The sequence below is a fragment of the Cobetia sp. cqz5-12 genome, from assembly GCF_016495405.1.
GTDB lineage: Bacteria > Pseudomonadota > Gammaproteobacteria > Pseudomonadales > Halomonadaceae > Cobetia.
The window spans coordinates 193,144-219,101 of sequence record NZ_CP044522.1 but is presented as its reverse complement, the minus strand read 5'-3'; the positions used below and the strand labels follow the sequence as shown (position 1 = coordinate 219,101).

Below are 25,958 nucleotides of genomic sequence, written 5' to 3'. Positions count from 1 at the left end.
GGTCGACGCCATGGCCTGGGCTCAAACGGCAGCACGCCAGCCCCGAGGAGCTGGCGTGCCGGTCTTGCTGCGAAGGGAGCGCGTGATCAGTTGAACAGCCCCTGAATCGCGCCCTTCAGCTTGTCGCTGGCGCCTTCGCCCAGCTTTTCATCAATCTTCTTGCGGGTATCTTCGTCGAGCTTTTCATCCAGCTTCTCGTTGACCTTCTCGCCCGCCTTGCGCTTGGCTTCATCCTTGGCCAGATCCGCTGCGGCACTCTGGAAGCCTTTCTGATCGAAGCCACACCACTCGCCCGGCTCACCGCTCAGGTTGCCCTGACACTGGACCGGGAAGCGCAGCTTGATCAGACGCGGATTGACCTCACAGGCCGCGTCATCCGCGCCCTCGATGAAGCGCGCCGCCACGTTGTAGTCGAAGGCCTCGGTCGGCAGGTTGAGCTGACCCTTGCCGTCCAGCGCGATGCCCGGAATCGCCAGCGCCAGATCCTGATTGCTGATCACGCCATTGGTGACCGTGAAGCTGCCCTGCGCGCGTTCCAGCGGCGTATTCGCCTTCCACTCCCGCGAGGAGGTCTTGCCACTCAGCGTCGCCACGGCAGTGCACATCTCCCTGGAGATATTGACGTCGAGCACCTCGCCATTGCGAATCTCGAAGTTGCCCTTGCCGTTCAGATTGCGCTTGATGCTGTCGATCTGATTGGTGCTGGTGGTGTAATCACCATTGAGTGTCAGGCGGCCGCGCAGGATGTCCTGCTGCTCCGGTGCCAGCGCCTTGAGGAACGGCGCGATATCCAGGTTGGTCAATTTCTCACCGAAGCTCATGCTCAGCGGCGTCTTGCGGCTGTCGATGCGCGCATTGGCCGCCAGCGAGCCGCCATAGAGGCTGGCCGTCAGGCTATCGAGCTGCTGTACACCCGGCTGGCCGGACAGCTTGGCGGTCACCTTGCTCATCTCGAGCCCCGAGGCGATCAGCGTGCCGATATCCAGTTGCCCCTGAAGACCCAACGTCTTGAGCAGTGCCACCGGCAGCAGCTCCGCGTCACCATCGGCCGCGTAGACCGGCGCGATCACGCCCGCCGTGAGTGCCTCACCCAGGCTTGCCGTCTTCTCGTCTGCGCCTGCCGGTGCCAGGTAGTCATCGAGATTGAGCGCGTCGACATCCAGATCGAAGGTGATCTGCGAGGCATCGAAGGACGAGCCGAGGCGCCCATTGATCGTGGTGTCATCCAGTGCCATCACCAGGTTGGTCAACTGCACCTGCGACATGTCGCCCTTGAACGGACTGGAGAAGGCCAGCGAGGTCAGCGCGCTGCTCTTGGCGGTCTGCGGCGCCTGTATGCCGACACGCGTCATCCACGCCTTGGGCGACAGCGGGGCCAGCTTGAACTGGCCGGTATAGCTGAGCGCATCGCCGGTGATGTCCTTGGCCTTGAGCGCCCCGCTGAGGCGCAGGTCACTGCCGGAGGTCAGCAGCAGGTTCTCGAGATTCGCCGTGCCCGCCGCCAGGTCCGCTTCGGCAGCGAAGGTGGCTTTCAGCGGCAGGGCCTTGTCACCCAGCGCGGCCTGATGGAGCGTCGCGTCAAGCTCGGCACCATCGGCCAGATACAGCTGCTTGTCGGTATCCAGCGTCAGGGTGTCGATGTCCAGCGCCACGCTCTGGTCCTTGTCACCCAGCGACGGCATGCGCGTGGTGGTATCCAGACTTACGCCAGTCAGCACATGACGGCCGCCCTGCAGGTCCAGCGCCACCTTGCCATCGAGGCTGACGGTGCTCTGAAGCTCCGGTTCACGCCCATCGGCCACGAACGACAGCTCGACCGGGAAGGCCTTGTCGGGGCTGACGTTGGAGGACGTCAACGCCACGTCGTTGAGCGTCATGTCGAGCCCGCTAGCCGCGTCCTGATAGGCGATCTGACCATTGGTGACCTGCACCGAGGCGATATCGAGATTGACCGCCATGCTGCCGGCGCCATTCTGCACCGACGGCGTCGTGTCATCCGCCAGCGCCACACCGGCGCTCTTGGCCGGCGGCAGCGCTTCATCCGCCGCGCCGCTGTCGGCGGCCGTCGCCGCATGATCGAGCAGGCTTTCCCAGTTGCCACGCCCCTGTGCATCACGCTCGAGTGCCAGCTTGAGGCCATCGAGGAAGACGCCTTCGACTTCGACTTCACCACTCAGCAGTGGCGTGAAGGACACGCCGACTTCCGCGCGGGTAAAGGAGGCAAACGGTGACTGATCACGCTCCTGCTCCGGCAGCCAGGCTTCGGCGTCCTCGACGCTGACGCCGAGACGGGGATAGAAGGACCAGTCCAGCGGGCCGTTCAGGGCCAGTTCCAGCCCCGCCTGGTCCTTGACCGCCTTGACCAGTCGCGGCTTGAGATCATTCGGATCGAGGAAGGTGGTGACATAGATCACCCCCGCCACGACCACCAACGCCAGTACCCCGACGATGGCCAGCAAGGCTCTGAACAGTGCTTTCATCTGCGTCCTCCCTTTGACACGATGAGAATTGCTGCGCTGCCCTCACTCCAGAGGGCAGCACATGGAATGGCGCTGGGGATTCGTGGCATCAGGCGATGCCCTTTCTCCCGCGTATCATCAAGTCCGAGCGCTGCGCGCCATCCTGCCGCACAGCATGACAGACTCAAGACAGAAATGATGATGACACAGCCGGTGGACAGGTCGCGTTGACGTCAGTTCCGCATCCGGCAACGCCTGGGGTTCACTCCTGCGCCAGCACGAAGCCGTCGCGGGCGGGGTCACGCACATAGCCGAGACGTGATACCAGCAGCTCGTCGGCCAGGGTCAATCCCTGACTCGGCACGACCAGCAAACGCTGGGCACTGGCCGCTTCCAGCGACAGCAGCGCCATCAGACGCGTACCGACACCGCGTCGGCGCGTGCTCCTGCGCACGCAGCAATGGCTGATCTTCCAGGCATCGCCTTCATCCTCGCAGAGTAGCGCGCCGATATGACGATCGTTGAAGAAGGCACTGCAGAAGCGGTGTCCCGCGGCGAGATTGGCCTGAATGAAGTCATCCGGGGCAAGCGGGAGGCGCTCACTGGGGGCTTCGTGATAGATACGCGACAGATCGATACGGACTTGCTCATCGGTTTGCCAGCGTGCGTGATCGATCATCTGAAGAGTGACCGGCATGGTGAGATCCTCGCCCGCGATATGAATGCCCGCCATTGTAGCGGATGCCATTGTCCTTTCTCTATAATGACGGGTCGGGCAGGCACGAAGACGACGCGTCTGCCACCGATCAAGCACCCCGCCGACGGCCCTGCGCCGTCGTCAATGCCCTGATCACGATTTCGATTGCGACATCACATGACAATAACCACATGATGCGCACTTCCCGGCCGGACTGGACACACGCCTCTCTTACCAAAGGCCCCAGACTGCGCCCAGACCCCATCGGCCTCGAAGCCGCTGATGGTGTCACCGACCGCTGGAGAGACATCATGGTAGAGCGTATCGCCGAAGTTCATCGCAACACCTCGGAAACCAAGATCCGGGTCCGCATCAATCTGGACGGTGAAGGCAAGCTGAGCGCCAACACTGGCGTGCCCTTCCTCGAACACATGATGGACCAGATCGCCCGTCACGGCGTGATCGACATCGAGGTCGACTGCGATGGCGACCTGCATATCGATGACCACCACACCGTCGAGGACATCGGTATCACCCTGGGCCAGGCCTTCGCGCAGGCGCTGGGCAACAAGGCCGGCATCCGCCGTTACGGCCATGCCTATGTGCCGCTGGATGAAGCCCTGTCTCGCGTGGTGATCGACTTCTCCGGTCGTCCGGGCCTGTTCATGCAGTGCGAGTTCACCCGCGGCAACATCGGTCGCTTCGATACCCAGCTGTTCTGGGAGTTCTTCCAGGGCTTCGTCAATCATGCCGGCGCCACCCTGCATATCGACAACCTCAAGGGCTTCAACGCCCACCACCAGGCCGAGACCATCTTCAAGGCCTTCGGTCGTGCCGTACGCATGGCGGTGGAAGAGGACGAGCGCATGGGAGGCCGTATCGCCTCCACCAAGGGCTCATTGTAAACAGGGCTCGCTGTAAACGAATGATCCGGGCGCCAGACGCCTGACATCCAGCGCCGGAGCCTGCTCCGGCCTTCGGGAGAAAGACATGACGATTGCCGTCATCGACTATGGCATGGGCAACCTGCACTCCGTCGCCAAGGCGCTTGAGCACGTGGCCGACGAGAATGTCGTGATCACCAGTGACCCGCGTGCCATCCGCGGCGCCACCCGCGTGGTGCTGCCCGGCCAGGGCGCCATCCGTGATTGCATGGGCGAGCTGGAACGCGCCGAGCTGCGCGGTCTGGTCGGCGAGCTGCTGAGCAACCACAGCAAGCCGCTGCTGGGCGTGTGTGTCGGTCAGCAGATGCTGATGGAGCGCAGCGAAGAGAACGGTGGCATCGATTGCCTCGCCTACTTCAAGGGCGACGTGAAACGCTTCGATGACCAGCAGCTGGACGAGCACGGCCAGCGTCTCAAGGTGCCGCACATGGGCTGGAACCATGTCGTGCACACCCAGGGCCACGCCCTGTGGGAAGGTATCGAGGACAACTCGCGCTTCTACTTCGTACACAGCTTCTATGTGTCGGCCAGCGAACGCTCCAAGGTCTACGGCGCGACGCACTACGCCGGTGCCGAGGCGCACGTCGCCATTGGTGAGGGCAGCCTGTTCGCGGTGCAGTTCCATCCGGAGAAGAGCGCGGCCGCCGGCCTCAAGCTGCTCGAGAACTTTGTCCGCTGGCAGCCCTGAAGGCTCGCCCGCGTGACCCTCGGCGTCTGTCTCGCGTGACGGACGCCGATACATCCGCCTTCGATATACCGACGACAATTCAGGCGTGCCGAGACACGCCGAGAGGACACCCGACATGCTGGTAATCCCCGCGATCGATCTCAAGGACGGTCAGTGCGTACGCCTGAAGCAAGGCCGCATGGAAGACTCCACCAACTACGGCGATGACCCGCTGGCGATGGCCGCGCGCTGGGTCGAGGCCGGTGGCCGTCGTCTGCATCTGGTCGATCTCAACGGTGCCTTCGAAGGCAAGCCGGTCAATGGCGACGCCGTGACACGCATCGCCCGCGCCTACCCGGAGCTGCCGATCCAGATCGGTGGTGGCATCCGTGATGCCGCGACCATCGAGCACTACCTGGAAGCCGGCGTCGGTCAGGTCATCATCGGCACCAAGGCCGTGAAGGAACCGGCCTTCGTCGCCGAGATGTGCCGCGCCTTCCCGGGCCGCATCATCGTCGGTCTCGATGCGCGTGACGGCTTCGTGGCCACCGATGGCTGGGCCGAGGTCTCCACCATCAAGGCCACCGAGCTTGCCAAGCGCTTCGCCAACGACGGCGTGTCCTCCATCGTCTACACCGACATCGCCCGCGACGGCATGATGCAGGGCGTCAACATCGAAGCCACCGTGGCGCTGGCCCGCGAAGGTGGCATCCCGGTGATCGCCTCCGGTGGCGTGACCAATCTGGATGACATCCGTGGTCTGGCCGAAGTGGCCGATCAGGGCATCCTCGGTGCCATCACCGGCCGCGCCATCTATGAAGGCAGCCTGGATATCGCCGAAGCGCAGGCGCTGTCCGACTCCATCACCGGCCGCAAGGCCTGAGGGGAGCGATCATGGCACTCGCCAAACGCATCATCCCGTGTCTGGACGTCGACGCCGGTCGTGTCGTGAAGGGCGTCAACTTCGTCGGTATCCGCGATGCCGGTGACCCGGTCGAGGTCGCCAAGCGCTACAACGAGCAAGGCGCCGACGAGATCACCTTCCTCGACATCACCGCCAGCGTCGACAACCGTGGCACTACGGTCGACATGGTCTCGCGCATCGCCGGTGAGGTGTTCATCCCGCTGACGGTGGGTGGCGGCATCCGCACCTGTGAAGACATTCGCACCATGCTGAATGCCGGCGCGGACAAGGTCTCGATCAACACCGCGGCCGTGTTCAACCCGGACTTCGTTCGTGAAGCCGCAGAACGCTTCGGCAGCCAGTGCATCGTGGTCGCCATCGATGCCAAGCGCGTCAGCGAAGAAGGCGAAGCACCGCGCTGGGAGATCTTCACCCACGGCGGCCGCAAGCCGACCGGGCTCGACGCCGTCGAGTGGGCGAAGAAGATGGTCGAGCTGGGCGCCGGCGAGCTGCTGCTGACCAGCATGGACCGCGATGGCACCAAGGCCGGTTTCGATCTCGGCGTGACGCGTGCGATCTCCGACGCCGTCAGCGTGCCGGTGATCGCCTCCGGCGGTGTCGGCACCCTCGACCATCTGGTGGATGGCGTGCTCGAAGGCGGTGCGGATGCGGTGTTGGCCGCCAGCATCTTCCACTTCGCCGAGTACACGATTCCCCAGGCCAAGGCGCACATGGCCGCACGCGGTATCGAGATGCGCCTGTAAGCACAGCCGCAGGATAATCGTTCAGGCAGAAACGCGAACGCCGCCATTTCTTCAAGGAATGGCGGCGTTCGTGTCTGTAGAGAAGCCACGTCGGTTCAGGCGAGAACAGCGCTCAGACGTAGCCCAGCTTCGCGAGCGGCTTGAGCGCCTGCGCGAGTCGCTGGTCGGCAAGCGTCATGATGTCCGCGACCAGGTGCTTCTCGGCGGCAGGCAGCATCACGCGCTCCCCGACCCACAGCGCCAGCTCAGCCAGATCATGCTGATTGCCCAGCCGTGATGCGGCCTTGTCGAGCAATTCCGGCTCACGCCGGCGCCCATGACTCGGCAACTCGAGTTCACCTGCTGCCGTCTCACCCAGTGCCTCGTGTGCCAGCGCCAGCTGGAACATGCGGTACTTGACCCATTTGCGCAGCCGATGAGATGTCTCGATCTCACGCTTGCTGACCACCTTCGCGGCCAGCTTGCTGATGCGATGACGGCTGAATTCCAGCCCGGCTCTGAGCTCCTCCACCGTCAGCGGTGCCGCCTGCCAGGCCGCTCGCTCTTCGCTCAGCAGCGTCTCGAGTGGCGCGTGATCCAGCTCGCCTTCTGGCTCGCTCAGCGAGGCACTGGTCAAGCCCGGGCGCAGCGCATCCAGCAGACGCTGACTGCGTTCATCCACCCAGGCGTAGGCGCGACCATGCGTCTTGCGCAGCATGTGCGCCTCACGCGGCCCGGCCAATGCCTTGGCGACAGCGCGTGGACGCGCCTGATGCTCACTCACCGCCGCCTTGCCCAGTGACTCACGGCGCAGTTGCCACCAGCCGCGCAGCTGCTTGCAGTCGACACGCAGTGCATGCACATCCGCCGCACTCAGCGTCGGCTGCGCGAGACGCTCACGCATGGCGTCTAGACGCGCCTGGATCACGCCATTCAGCGCTGCGTTCATCGGAGAAGAATCCTGCTGACGGGTGTCGCTCATCTGTCTCTCCAACAACGGCTGGCCAGTCATCACTGGCACCAGGATGGCCCGACTCGGGCCGCTCAATCCTGCAAGGATAGCCCTAGGTTGCTGACATCTTCATTGCGGCCCAATTGCTTGAGCGCACGCCAGTCATCGCGGGACAGCTGCGGGGCTTCGACGCTCTCGAGCACGGCATCCTGGAAATCGCGCTCATCGATCATCAACGGATGTTCGCGAATCATGGTTTCCAGCGCTTCCTGTTCGATGCCCTCACCGGCCTGCAGGTCGATCAACGCGCGCACGCCATCAGCGGACAGACGGCTGATCTTGAGCGCGGCTTCCGGCTCTTCGCTGATCAGCACATCGATGCAGGCGGTCAGCGCCATCACGGCTTCCAGGGCGCGGCGCGCGCCGAAGCTGTCATCGTCCTCGGCGGGTTCGAAGGCGGTGACCTTCTCGGCCTGCAGCGAGAAATCGATCTTGGCATCGCGCACGCGCAGCTGCTCCCAGACGAGGTCCAGCAGCTTGCGCAGCTCACGCGTGGTATCCAGCGCGCTGGCCGTGCCATTGGCTTCGGCGTAGAAACCGGCATTGGGCAGGAGTCGCTCGGTCAGCGCCGCCATGAAGGCAGTACGGCGCACGGGGGCCAGCGCATCAAGGCGCGCACGGAAACCGGATACAGGCTGAGTCATGACGGCTCTATTCTCACTTCACTATTCAATATGCGGCGTTCGCGCTGGCGTCTTGCCTGTGCCAGCCGCGATGTCACCGGAGGTCGCTATAGGGTATGCGATAGGATAGGCGAAAGGGTAGCGCCCGCGCGTGGCCGGATGAACGCGCCCCTGCTCGAGCGCTGCCATGCCGGGGCATGTCTCAAGGCCACAGGCACTCCGTCGGCACGCGGCCGGCACCATCGAACAGGATGCCTTCGCTGCGCAGCTTTTCCCGCTGGCACACCGCCCCGCCGTGCTCGGTGACCTTGAGCGAGGCATTGATCACGCGGTGCCACGGCAACTGGTGGCCATCCGGCAGGTGACGCATCGCCGAGCCGACCATGCGCGCGCTGGCGCCATCGGTCATCTTGGCGATACGCCCGTAGGTGGTGATGCGCCCTTCGGGAATCTGCGCCACCACGGTGTAGATCTGTTCGAGCAGTTCGGCCCGCATGCGGTTCTCTCCTTGTCGTGTCGCGGCTGGTTCACCGGGTGCAGGTACTAAGACATAGGGACTGAGACATAGGTGCTGAGACATAGGCACTGAGACGTAGGTAATGAGGTGCAGATACTGGGGCCTTTACGCTGACATGGCGCTCACGCATGATGAAGCCATGCACCTTTATTTCATACATCAGGGGCAACTCCCTGACACTGAACCAGATTCAGCCGCCGACACCTCAACGCTAGCGCATGACTGGCAGAGTCCGCTACGCCTCAAGGACTGGCTTTCCGGCATGGGGCACAGCTTCAACACCAGCTTCCCGCTGGCAGGCGAAGCATTGCCGGGCATCGATGACTTCCATGCGCTGGTGGTGCTGGATGGTCCGCAACGCCTGTCGAGCGCCGCACAGCCCGCCTCGCCCGCCGAACAGCAGTCGCTGCGCCTGCAGCGCAAGTTGATTCGGCGCACGCTGAACAGCAATCGCCCGCTGCTGGGGATTGGCCTGGGGGCGCGACTGATCGCCGAGCAGATGGGGGCGATCGTCTCGTCCGCCGTGGTGCCGCAGCGTCGCTGGGCCACGCTGACGCGCAGCAACGAGTGCCCGCTGGGGCTACCCGCCGAGTTCGAGGCATTGATGTGGCATGAGGAGATCTGCGGTCTGCCGGAAGACTGCGAGCTGCTGGCCAGCAGCGAGCATACGCCAGTGGCCGGCTTCAGCTGGGATGAGGGTCGCGTGGTGGCACTCAACTTCCATCCGCACATGGATGCGGCGGCCACGCAGGACCGCCTGGCCCACCATCCCGCGCCCCTGGAGGGCAATGGCGTGCAGTCACGCGAGGCGTTGCTGGAGGCCCCGAAGCGCTTTGATCGTCAGGCGGCCCTGCTGGACCGCCTACTGGTGGACTGGCTGAATGCATGAGCGCTGACCGGCGCTCGTGAAAGATGTCAGCGCTGCCAGCGGTGATTGGCGCTCCACTCACGCGCGAAGGCAAGGCTATTGTCCCAGTCGCCGACGTGCAGGAAGGTGCGCTCGTGCTTCTCGAGCTGATAGCGGTACATCGGGTCGTAATACTCGCTGAGCAGCGGTGCCAGCCAGCCTTCATGGGCAATGGGATTGCCGCGCTTGTGCTCCTGGAAGGCGATGTCCTGCATGCGCACCAGACGAGCAAGGCGCGCACTGCCCAGGCGCTTGCGCAGACGCAGCAGCGCCTGACGCAGCTGGCGCTGCATCAGGGTCCAGCCGAGAAAGTCACCATAGTGACGACTGTAGGTGGACCACAGCCCCTCGATATAGTCCTTCTGGATCTGGACCACTCGCCAATCCAGCGGCATCTCGACTCGGATCAACGGTGCCTGCTCCATCGCGCGCCAGGTGGCGAGCGGAATGTTGACGCTGCCGATGAAGCGCGACTCGTCTTCCATGATGGTCGGCGCTTCATCCTCAAGCGTGAGCATCTCGGCGGCGATGCGGTGCTCGAAGTCGATCTGGCTCGGCGCCGGGAAGGGATGGCGGCCGAAGGCCGACCCCTTGTGGCGCGCACAGCCTTCCAGGTCGATGCCATTGTCCAGCGCATGGATCAGCTCGGTCTTGGCGCAACCGGTCAGCCCGCCGATCAACAGCATCGGGGCCTGCTCGGCACGCTCATCGATATGCTGACAGAGCTGCTGACGCATGGCCTTCCAGCCGCCTTCGATACGTGGACGCTCGATCCCTGCTTCCATGAGCCACTGCTGACTGAGCTGAGAACGCATGCCGCCGCGGAAGCAGTAGAGAATCGCGTCAGGGTGCCGCTCGACGTGCTCGACCCAGGCGCGGATACGCGCGCGCTTGATCCCCCCGCTGACCAGTTGATGGCCAAGATGCACCGCCGATTCCGGGCCGACCTGCTTGTACTGCAGCCCGACGCGATGACGCTCCTCATCATCCATCAGCGGCAGATTGACGGCACCCGGCAAGGCACCAGCGGCGAACTCGACCGGCGCGCGCACATCGATCAACGGACGGCCGTCGCGAATCAGGTCGCAGCTGGCCGCCACGGTGGGCAAACTCATGGGCATCTCTCGGCAGACAGAACAGGATTGAGGCAATGGGCGGCGGCTAGCTGACTGGCCGCACCATCAAGGGGCCATATTCTATCGCAAGCGTGCAGCCGCCCCCAGCCTTGTGCTTTCACGCCAACGGTGGCGTCAGGCGCACCCCCTGCCCCGGCCCGATCCCGGCCGGACCGAACAGCTGACAATCTGGGCAGGCAGCGGGTTGATCACCGTGGGCGCGATGCGCTTCGGCGACCGAGTCGCGCAGCGAGGCGATCGCCGCCTCGGCGGTATGGAAGTAGTTCTCACGTCCCATGCGCTCGAGGAAGCCACCGCGCTCCATCACCTCCAGCGCGTACATGCGAAAGCCGCACATGCTGAGACTGCCGCCGGCATCGCGCAGGCGACGCTGCTCGATCTCGAGCATCTCGGCGCCCGCGATATCGATGAAGTTGCAGCCGGTGCCCAGCAGAATGACGTGCTTGCCGGTATAGCGCGCCAGCTTGCGCTGGACATGGTCGACCGCCCCGAAGAACAGCGATCCATCCACACGCAGAATCACCACTTCCCGGCACTGGGCCAGCTGATAACGCTCGGCATTGCGCACGCCAAGCTCCGGATGCTCCGGGTCTGGGGCCATCTCGACCAGCCGTGGCCGTGAGGTGCGGTTCAGATACAGCACCAGCGAGACCAGCACCCCGGCGAAGATGGCGAACTCCAGCGGCAACAGCAGAGTGGCGAGGAAGGTGATCACCAGCACCACCGCCTCTTCGCGGCTGACGGCCAGAATCTGGCGGATATGAGCGACTTCGACCAGGTTGGCGGCGATCACCATGATCAGGCCCGCCATCGCAGGCAACGGCAGCCAGGCGGTCACGTCAGGCACCAGCAACAGCACCGCCAGCACGATCAGCGCCGCCACCACCACCGACAGCGGGGTGCGGGCGCCGGCATCATAGTTGGCGCCGGAGCGCGTGAAGGAGCCGGAGCCGGCAAAGCACGAGAAGAAACTGCCCGCCAGATTCGACAAGCCCTGGCCGATGAACTCCTGGTTGCCATCGATACGCTGATGCGAGCGCACGCCGATGGCGCGCGCGATGGAGACCGCCTCGATCAAGCCGAGCACCGCCAGCGCGAAGGCCGCCCCGCCCAGCGAGCGCAGGGTATCAAAGCCCAGCGGTGGCAGGGAAAACGGCGGCAGGCTGCCGGACAGGGCGCCGACCATCGGGATGCCTGCCGCGCTGCCGCCGAGCAATGCCGCGACACCACAGCCGACAGCCATCGCCACCAGCATCCACGGCAGCTTGCGATTCAGCCGCCGAACCAGCACCGCCGTGAGCAAGGTGCTGAGCCCCGTGATCAGCGTGGCCCACGAGGTATCGCCAAGATGCCCGAGCAGCGCCCACCAGGTACCGAGAAAGCTCGAGGCATCGCCAAGCGCGATGCCGAACAGGTGCTTGAGCTGACTGGTGGCGATCAAGACCCCGGCACCGGCGGTAAAGCCGATCACCACCGTATGCGAGATGAGGTTGACCAGCGCCCCCATGCGCATCAGCCCCAACGACAGCTGGATGATGCCGACCATGCAGGTCAGCGCCAGCACCAGCGGCAGGTATTCAGGACTGCCCGGCGCCGCCAGGGTCGAGACGGTGCCGAACACCACCATCGAGATCGCCGCGGCCGGGCCACTGACCATATGCCGCGAACTGCCGAACAGGCCGGCGATGATCGCCACCACGATGGCGGCATACAGCCCATGCGCGGGTGGCAAGCCGGCGATCAACGCATAGGCCACCCCCTGAGGCAGCACCAGCACCGCGCCACTCAGGCCCGCGATCAGGTCAGAACGCGCATCCCCGGGCGACAGCTGACGCATCCAGCCGAGAAAGGGCAACAGTCGTAACAGACGATAGGCCGCGGCACTGGTGTGCTCAGGCCCCTCTACTCTCTCGGTAGATTCGGGAGATTCGGAGGGCGGCGAGGAAGGAGGCGGAGTATCAGCGGACAAGAAGTATCTCCGTGGCGAGGCAGGAAAGAAATCGTCAGCCGGCAGCCGCAATGCCCCTGAGCGTAGTCGGGGGGAGCTTGAAACCAGCGGTGATAAGTCTATCGCTGAAATCACTAATGAAACAGGGCTGCCACATGCCCGACAACGACCTGCGGCCCTGCAGCCCTTTCACCATGAAGACATACGTTGAAGAGAGACGATGACGAGGCATGGCGACGAGACACGGCGCTGGCCATGCCGCGCCCGAGCAGTGACAATACCCTTTCCTGACACCGCTGCGGACCCTGACGCCATGACCACCGACGCTACGCCGACCGATACCACGACTCCCGAGACGGCGGGCGGCTACACCCCGCCGCTGGATGCCAGCGAAGCCGAGGCCATCGACGCCACGCGCCAGTGGGTCGAGACGCACATCATCGCCGACAATCTGTGCCCGTTTGCCGCACGCGAGATGGCACGCAACAGCATCCAGTATGCCGTGGTGCCCGGCGCAGGGCTCGAGCGCTGCCTGCAGGCACTCGGCGATGAGCTGCTGAACCTGGACGCCAATCGCGACGCCGAGACGACGCTGGTGATCTTCAAGGACGGCTTCCGCGACTTCGATACCTACCTTGAACTGCTCGACTATGCCGAGGCGCTGCTCGAGATGCAGGGCTACGAAGGCATCTATCAGCTGGCCAGCTTCCACCCGGAATACGTGTTCGAGGATACCGAGGAAGATGACGCGGCCAACTACACCAACCGCTCGCCCTACCCGATGCTGCACCTGCTGCGCGAGAGCTCGGTCGAAGCCGCCATCAATGCCTACGCAGGCGATGTCGAAGAGGTACCGGGGCGCAATGAGGAGCTGATGCGCGAGCGCGGTGTCGAGCTTCTGGTATCACGCCTCAAGGCCTGTGCTCATGCCGCCCGCCAGGCTGACAAACAGGACTGACAAGACAAGCTGCTGAGCTTCGTGCTCGGAGAAAACCCCATACGAACAAGGCCAGCCGCGAGGCTGGCCTTGTTCGTTGTACGTAGCATCACACCACGACATACCCGTGCGGATGGTTCCCACGGAAGGCGCAAGCTGTCACAGGGCTTCCAGCGCCTGGGACAGCTTGTCGACCGCCACGATGGTCATGCCCTTGGGCGGATTCTTGGGGGCATTACCCTTGGGCACGATGGCCCGCGTGAAGCCATGCTTGGCGGCCTCGACGATGCGCTCCTGACCACTCGGCACCGGACGGATCTCACCGGACAGCCCCACCTCGCCGAACACCACCAGCTCACGCGGCAGCGGCCGGTTCTGCAGGCTCGAGACCACCGCACACAGCACGGCGAGATCCGCGCTGGTCTCGAGTACCTTGACCCCGCCGACCACGTTCAGGAAGACATCCTGATCGCCGGTGAACAGGCCGCCATGCTTGTTGAGCACTGCCAGCAGCATCGACAGACGATTGCCATCCAGGCCCACCGCGACACGTCTCGGGTTGCCCAGCGGTGAGTCATCCAGCAAGGCCTGCACTTCGATCAGGATCGGCCGCGTGCCCTCCCAGACCACCATCACCAGGCTGCCAGAGGACTGCTCCTCGCTGCGCGACAGGAAGATCGCGCTGGGGTTCTTCACCTCCTTCAAACCCAGCTCGACCATGGCGAACACGCCCAGCTCATTGACCGCGCCGAAGCGGTTCTTCTGGCCACGCAGCGTGCGGAAGCGCGAATCGCCATCGCCCTCCAGCAGCAGGGAGGCGTCGATCATGTGCTCCAGTACCTTGGGCCCGGCCAGCGAGCCGTCCTTGGTCACGTGGCCGACCAGCAGCAGCACAGTGTTGGTTCGCTTGGCGAAGCGGGTCAGCGCGGCGGCGGACTCACGCACCTGCGAGACCCCCCCCGGCGCGGATGACAGATCCTCCAGATGCATGGTCTGGATGGAGTCGATGATCAGCACCTCCGGCTTCTCGCGCTCGGCGGTGGCCAGAATAGTCTCGACGCTGGTCTCGGCCAGCATCTTGAGCCCCTGGGTCGGCAACTGCAGACGATGGGCGCGCATCGCCACCTGCGACAGCGACTCCTCGCCAGTGACGTAGAGTGAGCGCTTCTGCTGGGCAAGCTTGCAGGCGGTCTGCAGCAGCAGCGTCGACTTGCCGGCCCCCGGGTGGCCACCGAGCAACACGGCGGAACCCGGTACCAGCCCGCCGCCCAGCACGCGGTCGAACTCACCGAAGGTCGAGGAAAAACGCGGCACCTCGGCCAGCGAGACATTGGAAAGATCGGTCACGTTGTCGCTGAGCGTGCCGGCGTAGCCGCCCCGCCCATTGCTGGCGCTACGGGCAGCTCCACCAGCGACGGCACCCGCAGCGGGGGCGGCGCCGGGCAATACCGTGGCGCCGACGCGGATTTCCTGCAGGGTGTTCCACTCGCGGCAGCCGCTGCACTGGCCCTGCCACTTCGAGAATTCGCTACCGCATTCGGTACATACGAAGGCGCTCTTTGCTTTCGCCATCAGACAATCCTGTCGGGAAGAAGTGATTCTCGGCGTCGTGATGCAGTGTCGTCAGCCGCGGATTGCCAACAGCCAGACACAAGGAAGGCGGCTTGCGCCGCCCTCCTTGTGCTCACGGTCGCCTTATGGCGCACGGCACGCTTACTGGCGCTTGAGTCGCAGTGTCTCACCGTTCTGGAAACGACGCTTCTGCGGGTCGACCAGCTCCAGGGTCTGGGCATCCAGACGCAGGAAGTAGTAGGTCTGGCCTTCGCCGTCCGGCGTCAGCTCATAGACAGTCGCGTTCGGGTCCGTCACGGTACCGGACAGCACATCCCACTGACCTTCGTAATGTTCTGGATCCGGCTGCTGCGGATGATCACGATAGGTGGCATCGAGGCTGAAGGTACGCTCATCCTGGGCTGCCTCTTCGGCGCCCTTGAGGCGTACATCGAGGTCAATGCCCGTGCAACGACGACACGGCAGGGTGCCCTTGTAGACGGCAACCTGCTCGCTGGCTGTCTCGGTGGCGCTGTTGTCAGCGGCACCGTCATTGGTCTGGGCCGTTGATGCGCACCCGGCGAGACCGACCATCAGCGCGGCTCCCACCATCAGAGTCCTGATCTGCATTGAATCCTCCTTAAGGCGATGACTCGATAGCAGCATCAGCGCTATCGACGGCGAGCGGTCTACCCGCCTTGGCAGACAGGCAGACCGCTCACAAGCTTCCACGCTCAAGAATAGCGGGTATCCGCCCCGAGAGGCCACCCCCGATGGCGTTTATCGAACACCATTCGCTAAATCGTGTCGGCCTCAGCCACGGCGATCATGGCCATTGTCGAGAAACGGATAGTCGGTGTAGCCCTTGGCGCCGCCACCATAGAAGGTATCCGGATCCTGCTCGTTGAGCTCAGCCCCGAGGCGAATGCGCTCAACCAGGTCCGGGTTGGCGATATACGGGCGCCCGATGGCCACCGCATCCGCGATGCCCTCATTGATGACGCGTGCCGCGCTCTCAGCGTCATAATGGCCGCAGAAGATCAGCGCGCCCGTGACGCGCTCGCGCAGGGCACGACGGAAGTCATCGCTGAACTTGATGTCGCCACCGGCCCAGTCCGGCTCGTTGACATGCACATAGGCGATGCCACGGCTGGAGAGCTGCTCGGCCATGTAGAAGGCCATCTCTTCCGGCTCGTCATCGGTCAGGCCGAAGATCTCGATGAAGGGCGTCAGGCGGATGCCGGTACGCTCGGGGCCGAAGACTTCAGCGACGGCATCGACGACTTCCAGCGTCAGACGCGCACGGTTCTCGACCGAGCCACCGTACTGGTCAGTGCGCTGATTGGTGCCGGTGGCCATGAACTGGTTGAGCAGATAGGCATTGGCGGCATGCACCTCGATCATATCAAAACCGGCACGCTTGGCACGCACGGCGGCCTGACGATAATCCTCGATCAGCTGGGGAATCTCGTCCGTCTCCAGGGCGCGCGGCGTACTGGTAGGGTGACGTCCGCTGGAGCCATCCTCGAACTCGACGAAGCACTGGGCACCTTCACCGCGCAGGGCGCTCGGCGCGACCGGCTGCTGGCCATCCGGCTGCACCATCTCATGCGAGACACGCCCGACATGCCACAGCTGCAGCGCCATGCGCCCGCCCTTGGCATGCACCGCCTGGACGACGCCCTTCCAGCCCGCTTCCTGCTCATCGGTCCAGATACCCGGCGTGTACACATAGCCACGCGCGGTGGGCGAAATGTTGGTCGCCTCGCTGATGATCAGGCCGGCACCGGCACGCTGACCGTAATAGGCCTGCTGCAGCTCACCGGGAATGCTGTCGGGGGTACGAGCACGTGTCAGCGGTGCCATCAGGATGCGATGGGGCAGGGTCAGATCACCGATCTTGACCGGATCGAGCAGGGTGTCAGCGTAGGGGGCATTGGTGTTGGCTGTCATCGGGACTCCTTGAATTGCAGGTCTTCGCCCAGCATCCTCATCGCACGAAGTCGCGCGAGCTGGGCAAGCATGCCTGTGACATGCGGCACACCACTCGCTGCTTCAAGCACACGCATCGCACGAGAATAATGCTGGCATGGCAACAATGTGGAAATCCGCACCAGTCGCCACACTTCAGACTCAGGCGGAGAGCCTGCTGATGCTTGTACCGCGACGATCCAGCGGGCAACATGAAAAGCATCCATGACACGGGTCATGCACTGTCACCAGCGGCGAGAAATCATGAGCAAGTACTGGAGCCCACAGGTCCACGACCTGACCCCCTACGTTCCCGGCGAGCAACCGCGTGAGCAGCTGATCAAGCTGAACACCAACGAGAACCCCTATCCACCGGCACCCGCCGTGGAGCAGACGCTGCGTGAGTTCAATGCCTCTGACCTGCGCCGCTACCCGGATCCGAGCTCCAGCTCGCTGCGCGCTGCCCTGGCCGATACCTTCCATGTGGGCGCCGAGGAAGTCTTCGTCGGCAATGGCTCCGATGAGGTGCTGGCGCTGGCATTCCAGGCCTTCTTCCGTCAAGACAAGCCGCTGCTGCTACCGTCCATCAGCTACAGCTTCTACCCGGTCTATTGCCGCATGTATGGCATCGAGTCGCGCAGCATCGCGCTGACCGACAGCTGGGAAGTCGACCTGGAAGCCTTCGGCAACGACAATGGCGGCATCATCTTCGCCAACCCCAACGCCCCGACAGGCCATGGCCATGGCCGCAAGGCGATTGCCGCGCTGCTGGAGCGCAATCCGCACAGTGTCGTGCTGGTCGACGAGGCTTATGTGGACTTCGGCGGCGAAAGCGCCATCCCGCTGATCCATCAGTATCCGAATCTGGTCGTGACAGGCACTTTCTCGAAGTCGCGCAGCCTGGCGGGAATTCGTCTTGGCTATGCCGTGGCCTCGCGTGAGCTGATCGAGGGTCTGGAGCGCGTGAAGGACTCCTTCAACTCCTACCCCATCGATCGCCTGGCCGAACAGGTCGGCGTCGCCGCGCTCAGTGATCCCGACTATTTCGATGAGTGCCGCACACGGGTCATCACCACTCGCGAGCAGACGCGCGATCGCATGGCCGCACTGGGCTTCGAGATCCTGCCGTCACAGACCAACTTCGTGCTGGCGACTCACCCGACCCACGATGCCGGCAAGCTGTTCATCGGCCTTCGCGAGCAGGGCATTCTGGTCCGCCACTTCAATACCGATGCGCTACGTGACTATTTGCGCATCAGCATCGGTACCGATGCCGAGATGGATAGCCTGATCGAAGCCCTGGAAACCCTGTGTCGCTGAGATAGCGCATGGCCTGGCCAGTGATTGCTCCAATCAAAGAAGGCGCCCAGTGGGCGCCTTCTTTCATCAGGATGTCAGTCAGGAGTTCACCGTACGGCCCATCCACACAGCTCATCACACAGTTCGTCGTGCCGTTCATCGCACCGAACACTCTGCAGGAGCACAACATGACAACGGACAGTCTCGCCATGGCTTCAGACGCTACCCCGACACCCCGCCTGCCTCTGACGCGAGTCCATCACGTGGCGCTCATCACCGCTGATTACCCTCGCGCCAGGCGCTTCTATCTCGAGGTCATGGATGCGCAGGTGATCAACGAGGCCTATCGTGAGGCCCGCGACAGCTACAAGCTCGATCTGCGCCTGCCGGGCGGCGTCCAGCTGGAGCTGTTCTCCTTCCCCTCGCCGCCTGAGCGCCCCAGCTATCCGGAAGCCTGTGGGCTTCGTCACCTGGCGCTGGCGACGGAAGACATCGATACCTGTGTCGAGCTGCTGATCGCGCGTGGCGCCACGCCAGAGCCGATACGTGTCGATGAATACACCGGCGCCCGCTTCACCTTCTTGGCAGACCCTGACGGTACGCCCATCGAACTCTACGAAGTCTCGCCCTGATGTGATGGCGCACTGAAACTTCACTGGCCCTGAAGATAAAAGGCCCGAAGACAAAAGGCCCCTGTCGAAAAATCGGCAGGGGCCTTCTTGTGTCATGTGCACGTTGCCTGGGCAGAGCTTTTCTCTCGCCCACAGCTGATTCGCATGCAGGACTCTCTACGCAACTTTTCCTGCGCACATTTTTTCCGTGTACAAAGAGAACCGCCCCTGCAGCAAGGCTACAGGGGCGGTTCAGGATAAGTGCCTGACGATGACCTACTCTCACATGGAGAAACTCCACACTACCATCGGCGCTAAGCGGTTTCACTTCCGAGTTCGGCATGGGATCGGGTGGTTCACGCTCGCTATGGTCGTCAGGCGAAACGGTGGCACCTTGCGGTGCCTGAGTCTCGAGGCTTGTGGCCTCGCGACTCGCAATATGAATCATGCTGACCGATATGTCTCGATCCTGTCGCAATCCCGGCGGTTTGCCTGGGCAAACCCCTTGGGTGTTATATGGTCAAGCCTCACGGGCAATTAGTACTGGTTAGCTCAACACATTGCTGTGCTTCCACACCCAGCCTATCAACCTTGTAGTCTTCAAGGGCCCTTCAGGAGGCGCAAGGCCTCAGGGAAGTCTCATCTTGAAGGGGGCTTCCCGCTTAGATGCTTTCAGCGGTTATCCCGTCCGAACGTAGCTACCGGGCAATGCCATTGGCATGACAACCCGAACACCAGAGGTTCGTCCACTCCGGTCCTCTCGTACTAGGAGCAGCTCTTCTCAAACTTCCGACGCCCACGGCAGATAGGGACCGAACTGTCTCACGACGTTCTAAACCCAGCTCGCGTACCACTTTAAATGGCGAACAGCCATACCCTTGGGACCGACTTCAGCCCCAGGATGTGATGAGCCGACATCGAGGTGCCAAACACCGCCGTCGATGTGAACTCTTGGGCGGTATCAGCCTGTTATCCCCGGAGTACCTTTTATCCGTTGAGCGATGGCCCTTCCATACAGAACCACCGGATCACTAGAACCTACTTTCGTACCTGCTCGACGTGTCTGTCTCGCAGTCAAGCACCCTTATGCTCTTGCACTCAATGCACGATTTCCAACCGTGCTGAGGGTACCTTCGTGCTCCTCCGTTACTCTTTAGGAGGAGACCGCCCCAGTCAAACTACCCACCATACACTGTCCTCGATCCGGATAACGGACCTGAGTTAGAACGCCAATGATGTCAGGCTGGTATTTCAAGGTTGGCTCCACCGCATCTGGCGACGTGGTTTCAAAGCCTCCCAGCTATCCTACACAGACAACATCAGCATCCAGTGTAAAGCTATAGTAAAGGTTCACGGGGTCTTTCCGTCTAGCCGCGGGTACACAGCATCTTCACTGCGATTTCAATTTCACTGAGTCTCGGGTGGAGACAGCGTGGCCATCATTACGCCATTCGTGCAGGTCGGAACTTACCCGACAAGGAATTTCGCTACCTTAGGACCGTTATAGTTACGGCCGCCGTTTACCGGGGCTTCGATCAAGAGCTTCGCGTGAGCTAACCCCATCAATTAACCTTCCGGCACCGGGCAGGCGTCACACCCTATACGTCCGCTTGCGCGTTTGCAGAGTGCTGTGTTTTTAATAAACAGTTGCAGCCACCTGGTATCTTCGACCGGTAAGAGCTTACGGAGCAAGTCCTTCACTCGAACCGGTGCACCTTCTCCCGAAGTTACGGTGCCATTTTGCCTAGTTCCTTCACCCGAGTTCTCTCAAGCGCCTTGGTATTCTCTACCTGACCACCTGTGTCGGTTTGGGGTACGGTCGCATGTGATCTGAAGCTTAGAGGCTTTTCCTGGAAGCGTGGCATCGATGACTTCCTGACCGTGGTCAGTTCGTCTCGCATCTCGACCTCAGAGGAACCGGATTTGCCTGATTCCTCGGCCTACATGCTTTCACCAGGACAACCAACGCCTGGCTCACCTAGCCTTCTTCGTCCCCCCATCGCAACCACATCCGGTACGGGAATATTAACCCGTTTCCCATCGACTACGCGTTTCCGCCTCGCCTTAGGGGCCGACTCACTCTGCTCCGATTAACGTAGAACAGAAAACCTTGGTCTTCCGGCGGGGGAGTTTTTCACTCCCCTTATCGTTACTCATGTCAGCATTCGCACTCGTGATACCTCCAGCAGACTTCTCAATCCACCTTCATTGGCTTACACGACGCTCCTCTACCGCTCATCCATAAGGATGAACCCGTAGCTTCGGTACCTGATTTAGCCCCGTTATATCTTCCGCGCAGGCCGACTCGACTAGTGAGCTATTACGCTTTCTTTAAAGGATGGCTGCTTCTAAGCCAACCTCCTAGCTGTCTGAGCCTTCCCACATCGTTTCCCACTTAATCAGGATTTTGGGACCTTAGCTGACGGTCTGGGTTGTTTCCCTTTTCACAACGGACGTTAGCACCCGCTGTGTGTCTCCCACGCTGCACTCACTGGTATTCGGAGTTTGCCTCGGGTTGGTAAGTCGGGATGACCCCCTAGCCGAAACAGTGCTCTACCCCCAGCGGTGATACGTGAGGCGCTACCTAAATAGCTTTCGAGGAGAACCAGCTATCTCCGGGCTTGATTAGCCTTTCACTCCGATCCACAGCTCATCCCAGCATTTTTCAACATACTTGGGTTCGGGCCTCCAATTGATGTTACTCAATCTTCACCCTGGCCATGGATAGATCGCCCGGTTTCGGGTCTATACCCTGCGACTGGTCGCCCAGTTAAGACTCGGTTTCCCTACGCCTCCCCTATACGGTTAAGCTCGCCACAGAATATAAGTCGCTGACCCATTATACAAAAGGTACGCGGTCACACCACGAAGGTGCTCCCACTGCTTGTACGCATACGGTTTCAGGATCTATTTCACTCCCCTCGCCGGGTTCTTTTCGCCTTTCCCTCACGGTACTGGTTCACTATCGGTCAGCCAGGAGTATTTAGCCTTGGAGGATGGTCCCCCCATGTTCAGTCAAGGTTTCTCGTGCCCCGACCTACTCGATTTCACGTGACTCAGACTTCGACTACGGGACTATCACCCTGTATCGTCAGGCTTCCCAGCCTGTTCGTCTGTCAGTTGTCACGCTTAAGGGCTGGTCCCCGTTCGCTCGCCGCTACTTGGGGAATCTCGGTTGATTTCTTTTCCTCCGGGTACTTAGATGTTTCAGTTCCCCGGGTTTGCCTCTATAGGTTATGTATTGGCCTATAGATACTCACCTGATGGTGAGTGGGTTTCCCCATTCGGAAATCGTTGGGTCGCAGGGTATTTGCCACCTCGCCAACGCTTATCGCAGGCTATCACGTCCTTCATCGCCTCTGGCTGCCAAGGCATCCACCGTATGCGCTTAATCGCTTGACCATATAACCCCAAGGGGTCTGTCAAGGATCACGAATCTGTCGGACCTCTCCGACATATCGTTTTGATGGAGATGTGCTTGGCGCACATTCCATCGTCAGCATGATTCACATTGTTAAAGAGCGGCTGTTCAGAGAACAGTGAGAAGCGCGCTCTGATGAGCACGCTTGCCACTGCCGGCTAAGCCAGCAATAAGATCAGGTAATTCGTTGTGAGCACTTGCCGCGAGCAGTAGACAGTGTCGATAAGGAGGTGATCCAGCCCCAGGTTCCCCTAGGGCTACCTTGTTACGACTTCACCCCAGTCATGAACCACACCGTGGTGATCGCCCTCCCGAAGGTTAGGCTAACCACTTCTGGTGCAGTCCACTCCCATGGTGTGACGGGCGGTGTGTACAAGGCCCGGGAACGTATTCACCGTGGCATTCTGATCCACGATTACTAGCGATTCCGACTTCATGGAGTCGAGTTGCAGACTCCAATCCGGACTGAGGCAAGCTTTATGGGATTGGCTCCACGTCGCCGTATTGCAACCCTTTGTACTTGCCATTGTAGCACGTGTGTAGCCCTACCCGTAAGGGCCATGATGACTTGACGTCGTCCCCACCTTCCTCCGGTTTGTCACCGGCAGTCTCCTTAGAGTTCCCGACATTACTCGCTGGCAAATAAGGATAGGGGTTGCGCTCGTTACGGGACTTAACCCAACATTTCACAACACGAGCTGACGACAGCCATGCAGCACCTGTCTCAGAGTTCCCGAAGGCACCAATCCATCTCTGGAAAGTCCTCTGGATGTCAAGGGTAGGTAAGGTTCTTCGCGTTGCATCGAATTAAACCACATGCTCCACCGCTTGTGCGGGCCCCCGTCAATTCATTTGAGTTTTAACCTTGCGGCCGTACTCCCCAGGCGGTCAACTTATTGCGTTAGCTGCGCCACTAAGTCCTCAAGGGACCCAACGGCTAGTTGACATCGTTTACGGCGTGGACTACCAGGGTATCTAATCCTGTTTGCTACCCACGCTTTCGCACCTCAGTGTCAGTGTCAGTCCAGAAGGCCGCCTTCGCCACTGGTATTCCTCCCGATCTCTACGCATTTCACCGCTACACCGGGAATTCTACCTTCCTCTCCTGCACTCTAGCCAAGCAGTTCCAGATGCCGTTCCCAGGTTGAGCCCGGGGCTTTCACACCTGGCTGACTTAGCCACCTACGCGCGCTTTACGCCCAGTAATTCCGATTAACGCTTGCACCCTCCGTATTACCGCGGCTGCTGGCACGGAGTTAGCCGGTGCTTCTTCTGCGAGTGATGTCTTTCCTCGGGAGTATTAATCCCAAGGCGTTCTTCCTCGCTGAAAGTGCTTTACAACCCGAAGGCCTTCTTCACACACGCGGCATGGCTGGATCAGGCTTTCGCCCATTGTCCAATATTCCCCACTGCTGCCTCCCGTAGGAGTCTGGGCCGTGTCTCAGTCCCAGTGTGGCTGATCATCCTCTCAGACCAGCTACGGATCGTCGCCTTGGTGAGCCATTACCTCACCAACAAGCTAATCCGACATGGGCTCATCCGATAGCGCAAGGTCCGAAGATCCCCTGCTTTCTCCCGTAGGACGTATGCGGTATTAGCCTGAGTTTCCCCAGGTTGTCCCCCACTATCGGGCAGATTCCCATGCATTACTCACCCGTCCGCCGCTCGACGCCTTCTAGCAAGCTAGAATCGTTTCCGCTCGACTTGCATGTGTTAAGCCTGCCGCCAGCGTTCAATCTGAGCCATGATCAAACTCTTCAGTTGAAAGCTTGATAGTCTGTTAAGCAGACCAAACTTGGTTCAGAGTCAAACTTCTCGTGAGAGGCTTGCTCCGATATTTGGTGACCTTGTCACCACTCATCGGCAAGCGCTCACACGAATTACCTGATCAAATTTTTAAAGAGCTTCGCTGTTAAGCGAGGAGGCATATTCTACCCGGAACGCTTGAGAAGTCAAGCACTTGATGATGAGTCAGTCGACTGCCTCTAAGCATCATCAAGCGGTGAGGAGCGTTGCTCGATCACCTGTTCCGTAAGGAGTGCGGCGTATTCTAGCGAATCGCCCGGGATTGTCAATCGATGATTTCGAAGCGGACTTCAAAAACATCAAACAAAACAATCACCTGCAAACCTCTTTCACCGCTGGTAACGCCATGCGTCCCCGGCAGCGGATGCGTACTTTACGCACGAACCGCCGTGAGGGCAAGGGCTTTCTTGAGAGAATCTCACCGCAATGATGTCAGGCGCTCACAACGCGTTCGGCCCCACCTGATATGGTGGGGCCGAACGGGAGTCGACATACGCCAGCGTCTTCTCAGCACCTCTCAATTTCTCAGCGCGTCACGGTCACACGTGCGTAGCGCTTCTTGCCGGCCTGGATGACGATGGCAGTATCGAAAGGAGCCATATAGGAAGGCTCGACCACTTCGCCATCCACTTTCACGCGACCATTCTTGAGCATGTCCTTGGCCTGGGCACTGTTGTTGGCAAGGCCCGCGCGGTTGATGACCGCCGCGATCGGCGCCACCTCGGCGCCCTCCAGGTTGACGGTGACATCCGGCATGTCCGCCGGCAGCTCGCCGTCGGCCAGCTGATTGCCGCTGGAAAGGTGTGCCGTCGCCGCCGCGTCTTCATCGTGGAAGCGTGCCACCAGCTCGCGCGCCAGCTCCATCTTGATATCACGCGGGTTGGCGCCGTTGTCGATGCTGGCCATCAGCGCCTTGACCTCATCGAGGGGGCGCAGCGACAACAGCTCGAAGTAACGCCACATCAGCGAATCCGGCATGGAGACGATCTTGTTGAACATCTCACCCGGGCGGTCGTTGATGCCGATGTAGTTGCCCAGCGACTTGGACATCTTCTGCACGCCATCCAGACCTTCGAGAATCGGCATGGTGATCACGACCTGCGGCTCCTGGCCACGCTGGCGCTGCAGCTCACGCCCCATCAGCAGATTGAACTTCTGATCGGTGCCGCCAAGCTCGATGTCCGCTTCCAGCGCCACGGAGTCATACCCCTGGATCAGCGGGTAGAGGAACTCGTGGATGGAGATCGGCTGATTGCCGGTGTAGCGCTTGTCGAAATCGTCACGCTCGAGCATCCGCGCGACCGTGCTGGAGGCCGCCAGCTCGATCATGTCTCCCGCGGAGAGCTTGCTGATCCATTCGGAGTTGAAGGCGATGCGCGTCTTTTCCTTGTCGAGAATCTTGAAGACCTGCTCCTGATACGTCAGGGCATTGGCCTTCACGTCCTCTTCGGTCAGCGGCTTGCGCGTCACGCTCTTGCCGGTGGGGTCGCCGATACGGCCGGTGAAATCACCGATCAGGAAGATGATCTCGTGACCCAGGTCCTGCAGCTGGCGCAGCTTGTTGATCAGCACCGTATGACCGAGGTGCAGGTCCGGCGCCGTCGGATCAAAGCCCGCCTTGACCTTGAGCTTGCGCCCGGACTCGAGCTTCTTGATCAGCTCTTCCTCGACCAGTACCTCATCGGTACCGCGCTTGATGATCTCCAGCGCTTCCACTACTGACTTGTCGCTCATCCTGCCCTCTCTGACCGTTGCTGCTCCCCTCGTAACGGGGCATGTTGGCCGAGAATGTTAGCATGACGAGC

General features: G+C 61.6%; 20 protein-coding genes and 3 rRNA genes. 8 read left to right on the top strand and 15 right to left on the bottom strand.

Features of this window, described 5'->3' with window-relative positions; translation table 11 throughout:
* Positions 1-86: 86 nt before the first annotated feature.
* Together F8A90_RS01005 and F8A90_RS01000 are read right to left on the bottom strand one after the other, a co-directional pair.
* Entirely contained in the window at positions 87-2,480 is a 2,394-nt protein-coding gene (locus tag F8A90_RS01005; protein WP_200018483.1) for an AsmA family protein, read from the bottom strand.
* A 241-nt stretch (positions 2,481-2,721) separates the two neighbouring features.
* A complete protein-coding gene (locus F8A90_RS01000) occupies positions 2,722-3,207 on the bottom strand; it encodes an acetyl-CoA sensor PanZ family protein (protein ID WP_233593386.1) in 486 nt (161 codons plus the stop codon).
* Positions 3,208-3,467: 260 nt separating this feature from the next.
* Here F8A90_RS01000 and hisB point away from each other — a divergent pair, with 260 nt between their 5' ends.
* The 4 genes from hisB to hisF all read left to right on the top strand — a co-directional run bounded on the left by hisB (position 3,468) and on the right by hisF (position 6,435).
* Positions 3,468-4,061: an imidazoleglycerol-phosphate dehydratase HisB gene (hisB, locus tag F8A90_RS00995; RefSeq protein WP_043336716.1), complete on the top strand. Its 594-nt coding sequence runs from the start codon at positions 3,468-3,470 to the stop codon at positions 4,059-4,061.
* Between the two features lie 85 nt (positions 4,062-4,146).
* A complete protein-coding gene (gene hisH / locus F8A90_RS00990) occupies positions 4,147-4,788 on the top strand; it encodes an imidazole glycerol phosphate synthase subunit HisH (RefSeq protein ID WP_200018480.1) in 642 nt (213 codons plus the stop codon).
* A 115-nt stretch (positions 4,789-4,903) separates the two neighbouring features.
* Positions 4,904-5,650: a 1-(5-phosphoribosyl)-5-[(5-phosphoribosylamino)methylideneamino]imidazole-4-carboxamide isomerase gene (gene hisA / locus F8A90_RS00985; protein ID WP_043336722.1), complete on the top strand. Its 747-nt coding sequence runs from the start codon at positions 4,904-4,906 to the stop codon at positions 5,648-5,650.
* Between the two features lie 11 nt (positions 5,651-5,661).
* A complete protein-coding gene (hisF, locus tag F8A90_RS00980; protein WP_166019618.1) occupies positions 5,662-6,435 on the top strand; it encodes an imidazole glycerol phosphate synthase subunit HisF in 774 nt (257 codons plus the stop codon).
* A gap of 112 nt (positions 6,436-6,547) precedes the next feature.
* Here the strand turns inward: hisF and F8A90_RS00975 are convergent, their stop codons facing one another.
* From F8A90_RS00975 to F8A90_RS00965, 3 genes are all read right to left on the bottom strand, one after another.
* The gene (locus tag F8A90_RS00975; RefSeq protein ID WP_200018479.1) at positions 6,548-7,396 is read right to left on the bottom strand and encodes a CHAD domain-containing protein; all 849 of its coding nucleotides are present in this window, start codon (positions 7,394-7,396) and stop codon (positions 6,548-6,550) included.
* 62 nt (positions 7,397-7,458) lie between these two features.
* Entirely contained in the window at positions 7,459-8,070 is a 612-nt protein-coding gene (locus tag F8A90_RS00970) for a YjaG family protein (protein WP_200018478.1), read from the bottom strand.
* 181 nt (positions 8,071-8,251) lie between these two features.
* Positions 8,252-8,545 (bottom strand): MGMT family protein, encoded by a 294-nt coding sequence (locus F8A90_RS00965; protein ID WP_200018477.1) that lies wholly within the window; start codon positions 8,543-8,545, stop codon positions 8,252-8,254.
* A 160-nt stretch (positions 8,546-8,705) separates the two neighbouring features.
* Between F8A90_RS00965 and F8A90_RS00960 the strand changes: the two genes are divergently transcribed.
* Positions 8,706-9,455: a type 1 glutamine amidotransferase gene (locus F8A90_RS00960; protein WP_200018470.1), complete on the top strand. Its 750-nt coding sequence runs from the start codon at positions 8,706-8,708 to the stop codon at positions 9,453-9,455.
* A gap of 26 nt (positions 9,456-9,481) precedes the next feature.
* On the opposite strand, the gene mnmH is transcribed toward F8A90_RS00960, so the two are convergent.
* Together mnmH and F8A90_RS00950 are read right to left on the bottom strand one after the other, a co-directional pair.
* Positions 9,482-10,588 carry a tRNA 2-selenouridine(34) synthase MnmH gene (mnmH, locus tag F8A90_RS00955; protein ID WP_166019615.1) on the bottom strand — a complete coding sequence of 369 codons (1,107 nt, stop codon included), beginning with the start codon at positions 10,586-10,588 and terminating at the stop codon, positions 9,482-9,484.
* 118 nt (positions 10,589-10,706) lie between these two features.
* Complete coding sequence (locus tag F8A90_RS00950; protein WP_200018468.1) at positions 10,707-12,578, bottom strand: SulP family inorganic anion transporter; 1,872 nt, start codon at positions 12,576-12,578, stop codon at positions 10,707-10,709.
* A gap of 292 nt (positions 12,579-12,870) precedes the next feature.
* Between F8A90_RS00950 and F8A90_RS00945 the strand changes: the two genes are divergently transcribed.
* Positions 12,871-13,515: a DUF1415 domain-containing protein gene (locus F8A90_RS00945; protein WP_166019613.1), complete on the top strand. Its 645-nt coding sequence runs from the start codon at positions 12,871-12,873 to the stop codon at positions 13,513-13,515.
* A gap of 138 nt (positions 13,516-13,653) precedes the next feature.
* Here F8A90_RS00945 and radA read toward each other — a convergent pair whose 3' ends face one another.
* The 4 genes from radA to F8A90_RS00925 form a co-directional block, all read right to left on the bottom strand.
* Positions 13,654-15,066: a DNA repair protein RadA gene (gene radA / locus F8A90_RS00940; RefSeq protein ID WP_054555212.1), complete on the bottom strand. Its 1,413-nt coding sequence runs from the start codon at positions 15,064-15,066 to the stop codon at positions 13,654-13,656.
* A gap of 141 nt (positions 15,067-15,207) precedes the next feature.
* Positions 15,208-15,675: a copper resistance protein NlpE N-terminal domain-containing protein gene (locus F8A90_RS00935; RefSeq protein WP_043336742.1), complete on the bottom strand. Its 468-nt coding sequence runs from the start codon at positions 15,673-15,675 to the stop codon at positions 15,208-15,210.
* A 183-nt stretch (positions 15,676-15,858) separates the two neighbouring features.
* Positions 15,859-16,998 (bottom strand): alkene reductase, encoded by a 1,140-nt coding sequence (locus F8A90_RS00930; RefSeq protein ID WP_200018465.1) that lies wholly within the window; start codon positions 16,996-16,998, stop codon positions 15,859-15,861.
* Positions 16,995-17,255 carry a hypothetical protein gene (locus F8A90_RS00925; RefSeq protein ID WP_200018463.1) on the bottom strand — a complete coding sequence of 87 codons (261 nt, stop codon included), beginning with the start codon at positions 17,253-17,255 and terminating at the stop codon, positions 16,995-16,997. Before F8A90_RS00925 ends, F8A90_RS00930 begins: the two co-directional genes overlap by 4 nt.
* A gap of 25 nt (positions 17,256-17,280) precedes the next feature.
* Between F8A90_RS00925 and hisC the strand changes: the two genes are divergently transcribed.
* Positions 17,281-18,336, top strand: coding sequence for a histidinol-phosphate transaminase (gene hisC / locus F8A90_RS00920; protein ID WP_200018461.1), 1,056 nt, complete (start codon positions 17,281-17,283; stop codon positions 18,334-18,336).
* 167 nt (positions 18,337-18,503) lie between these two features.
* Complete coding sequence (gene gloA2 / locus F8A90_RS00915; protein ID WP_233593385.1) at positions 18,504-18,947, top strand: SMU1112c/YaeR family gloxylase I-like metalloprotein; 444 nt, start codon at positions 18,504-18,506, stop codon at positions 18,945-18,947.
* 242 nt (positions 18,948-19,189) lie between these two features.
* Here gloA2 and rrf read toward each other — a convergent pair.
* The 4 genes from rrf to tyrS all read right to left on the bottom strand — a co-directional run bounded on the left by rrf (position 19,190) and on the right by tyrS (position 25,887).
* A 5S ribosomal RNA gene (rrf, locus tag F8A90_RS00910) occupies positions 19,190-19,305 on the bottom strand.
* A 137-nt stretch (positions 19,306-19,442) separates the two neighbouring features.
* Positions 19,443-22,328 (bottom strand): 23S ribosomal RNA (locus F8A90_RS00905).
* A 242-nt stretch (positions 22,329-22,570) separates the two neighbouring features.
* Positions 22,571-24,111: ribosomal RNA gene (locus F8A90_RS00900) — 16S ribosomal RNA — on the bottom strand.
* Together the 16S, 23S and 5S rRNA genes form the textbook arrangement of a ribosomal RNA operon.
* A 567-nt stretch (positions 24,112-24,678) precedes the next feature.
* Positions 24,679-25,887: a tyrosine--tRNA ligase gene (gene tyrS / locus F8A90_RS00895; protein ID WP_200018459.1), complete on the bottom strand. Its 1,209-nt coding sequence runs from the start codon at positions 25,885-25,887 to the stop codon at positions 24,679-24,681.
* Positions 25,888-25,958 lie beyond the last annotated feature (71 nt).